The 1,020-nt window shown below is 68.0% G+C and carries 2 protein-coding genes; both read right to left on the reverse strand.

Translation table 11 applies throughout. The annotated features are described in order from the left end of the window. Positions 1-116: 116 nt before the first annotated feature. Positions 117-671 carry a DUF6456 domain-containing protein gene (locus HEQ75_RS27655; RefSeq protein ID WP_168035334.1) on the reverse strand — a complete coding sequence of 185 codons (555 nt, stop codon included), beginning with the start codon at positions 669-671 and terminating at the stop codon, positions 117-119. Next, complete coding sequence (locus HEQ75_RS27660; RefSeq protein WP_168035335.1) at positions 661-891, reverse strand: hypothetical protein; 231 nt, start codon at positions 889-891, stop codon at positions 661-663. The genes HEQ75_RS27655 and HEQ75_RS27660 overlap by 11 nt, the downstream gene beginning before the upstream one ends. Between the last annotated feature and the right edge of the window lie 129 nt (positions 892-1,020).

Below are 1,020 nucleotides of genomic sequence, written 5' to 3' on the forward strand. Positions count from 1 at the left end.
GCGCTCTCGCACCTTCTCTACGTGTCTTGCTTCTAGCCTTATCGATTTCGGAGCCGCTACGGGGTGAATTGTAACAGCGGGATCGGGGCGATGGTGACCGCCCCGATCATCGCGCGTCACGCCGCCCTCGCTCGTGGCATCAGCCCGAAGTGCACGGCAAGAATGCCGAGGGACCCGACCAGGATGCCCTGTCCCACTGGGCCGTGCACCGTCCGTCCGGCCCAGCCCTGCCGCATCGACCACTCGCGGACCGAGAACTCGAGACCGATGACAAACCACGCGCAGGAGCCGCAGGGGCTGTCCTGCCCCCCCAGCGCATCGAGCGCCGCAGCGACGCGGCGCCGTGCCTCCACCTGCATCGTCGAGAGCGTGTCGACGCGCGTGCCTGGGATGCGCATGATCTGCGACGTCGACATGCTGTCGAAGCAGGCGGCGCGGAACAGCCCGCGGAAGATCTCACCCGCTTCGTGCATCTGTGGCGTGATGCTGCCGTGCGCCAGCATCAACCCGAGCGTGTCCACAGCGCGGCGATGCTGCACGGGCGTGCCGGTTTCGGGATCGGCAGCGCGGATCGGTCCCGAGAAGGCGCCATGCTGCAGCCGCCACTTCGAGGGCTTCGCCAGTTCGTCGTGCTTCGCCTTCGATGCCTTGGTCTTGCGCTTACCGGCCATGGTGGTTCTCCCCGTTGCGACGCCCCCAGCGCCGATTGGCTTCGTTGGTGATGGCCTGACGGAGCCAGTCGTCCGTGATCTCGGCGACAGGCAGCGCGGCAACGCCGTGCCGATGCCAGGCTGCGGCGCGCATGGCGTTCACCTCGCTGTCGTTGGTTGGGCTGCGCGTGCCGCGGTCGAGGCAGGACCGGGGCGGCAATGGTGCACCGTGCATGCTCATGCGCGGCCTCCCGTGGACTCAGTCGCCCAGAGCAGCAGCGCGATGGCATCCGCCTCGTTGTCATCGGCCGGCGCGAAGCCACGGGCTCGGATGGCGGCGACCATCTTCGCCTTGTCGGCGTTGCCCTTA

The organism is Falsiroseomonas selenitidurans (assembly GCF_012103215.1).
GTDB classification, from domain to species: domain Bacteria; phylum Pseudomonadota; class Alphaproteobacteria; order Acetobacterales; family Acetobacteraceae; genus Falsiroseomonas; species Falsiroseomonas selenitidurans.

Bases quoted from the DNA above. Each gene is read 5' to 3' on its own strand.
- HEQ75_RS27655 (WP_168035334.1), bottom strand. From the start codon at position 671: ATGGCCGGTAAGCGCAAGACCAAGGCATCGAAGGCGAAGCACGACGAA.
- HEQ75_RS27660 (WP_168035335.1), bottom strand. From the start codon at position 891: ATGAGCATGCACGGTGCACCATTGCCGCCCCGGTCCTGCCTCGACCGC.